Source organism: Streptomyces sp. SID3212, from assembly GCF_009865405.1.
Taxonomy (GTDB): Bacteria; Actinomycetota; Actinomycetes; order Streptomycetales; family Streptomycetaceae; genus Streptomyces.
In genome coordinates, this window is the sequence record NZ_WWJY01000812.1 from 1 (window position 1) to 1,884 (window position 1,884).

The 1,884-nt window shown below is 73.8% G+C and carries 2 protein-coding genes; both read right to left on the minus strand.

Translation table 11 applies throughout. The annotated features are described in order from the left end of the window. On the minus strand, positions 1-842 hold an 842-nt coding region (locus GT042_RS24665; protein ID WP_161310924.1), incomplete at its 3' end, for an FAD-dependent oxidoreductase. An 89-nt stretch (positions 843-931) separates the two neighbouring features. Next, positions 932-1,813 (minus strand): RNA polymerase sigma factor SigJ, encoded by an 882-nt coding sequence (gene sigJ / locus GT042_RS24670; protein ID WP_161310925.1) that lies wholly within the window; start codon positions 1,811-1,813, stop codon positions 932-934. Positions 1,814-1,884: the final 71 nt, after the last annotated feature.

Sequence of the window (1,884 nt, forward strand, 5' to 3'; positions counted from 1 at the left end):
ATGCGCAGGGGGCCGGCCTCCGCGGTGTGCGCGGCGGCCGAGTCGCCCACGGCGTAGACCTCGGGGTGGGACACGGAGCGCAGCGCGGTGTCGACCGTGATCCGGCCGGTCCCGTCGACCGCGATCCCGGCGGCGGTGGCCAGGCCGGTGGCGGGGACCATCGAGGCGGCCCAGAGCACCACGTCCGCGTCGACCGCGTCCGGGCCCGCGACGCGGTGGCCCTCCTCGACCCGTACGCCCCGCTCCGTCAGCACCGTACGGACGTGCGCCCGGCCGCGCTCCGACAGGCTCGCGCCGACGGCCCCCCGGGTGTGCAGGCCGATCTCCCATCCGGGGTGGGTCTCGGCGAGTTCGGTGGCCAGTTCGACGCCGGTGAGGCCGCCGCCGACGACGGCCAGGGAGCCGGGGCCTTCGAGGAGGCGCTTGTGGAGTTCGGCGGCGGACTCGGTGGTGTAGGCGCGCTCCTTGTCCGCCGGTGTCCCCTCGACGGGGGTGGTGCGGCTGCCGAGGGCGTGGACCAGCCGGTCGTAGCGGAGGACCCGGCCGTCGTCGGTGTGGACCTCCCGGGCTGCCAGGTCCAGCCGGGTCGCCCGTGCGGCTACGTGCGTGACGCCTGTGCCGCGCAGGAATCCGTCGAGCGGGTGGGTGACGTCGGGGCGCCCGGAGGCCCGTTCGTGGAGCCGGACGCGCTCGGTGAAGTCTCCGGCCGGGTCGACCAGCGTGACCCGGGTGTGCGGCGCGAGGCGCAGCGCGGTCATCAGACCGCCGTATCCCGCGCCGACGACAACGACGTGGTGGGCGGAGGAGGGGAGGTTCTTGTCCTGTGTTCGTGACTGTGTCATGCAAGGGGGACGACGCAGCCCCTTCGGGTGTGACACCTCCGTCCTGAGGTTGTTCCGGTCCGTCCTGGGGGGGGATCGGTCCTGACGGGTCAGCGGGCGGGACGTGCGAGGTGTCGCAGCTTCTCCGGGTTGAGTATCGCGTCGACCTCCGTGATCCGGCCTTCGTGCACCGTGAAGGCGAAGACCACGGACGGGGCGCCGGTGGGGTCGGTGACGTCGGTGAGGATCAGGCCCGGGGCGCCGTTCACGTCCCGCGCGAGCAGGGACATCGTCTCCGGGTCGTAGCCGCGGGTGATGAGAACGGCGAAACGGGCGGCCTTCTCGTGGCCCAGGAGCGGGAGGCGGGCCGCCGTGACGAGGCCGCCGCCGTCGGAGCGCCACACCACGTCCGGGTCGAGGACCTGGAGCAGCCCGTCGAAGTCCCCGCCCATCACCGCGGTGAGGAAGGCGTCCACGGCCCTGCGGTGCTCGTCGCGGTCGACCGAGCGGCGCGGGGCCTCGGCGCGGACCCGGCGGCGGGCGCGGGAGGCCAGCTGCCGTACGGAATCGGGCGTACGGCCGACGACCTCGGCGATCTCCGGGAACGGCACCGCGAACACGTCGTGCAGGATGAGGGCCGTCCGCTCGGCCGGAGTCAGCCGCTCCAGCACGGTGAGCAGCGCCACCCCCACGGACTCGTCGAGGGTCGCCCGGTCCTCGGGCCCGGACTCGGTGACCACGGGCTCGGGGAGCCACGGCCCGACGTACACCTCGCGCCGGGCGCGCGCCGAGCCGAGCTGGTCGTAACAGATCCGGCTGACCACGGTCGTCAGATACGCCCGGGGGTCGAGGACTTCTCCGTCCGGCAGCCCCTGCCAGCGCAGCCAGCTTTCCTGCACCGCGTCGTCCGCGTCCGCGACGGAACCCGTGACGCGGTACGCGATCGCCCAGAGGCGGGTGCGCTGTTGCTCGAATGCGGCCGGGTCTGCCATGGGGTGGGCTCCTCTCCTCGGGTGTCCTGCCCGTTCGGATGTCCTGTCCGGCAGACGTCCTGTCCGGCAGA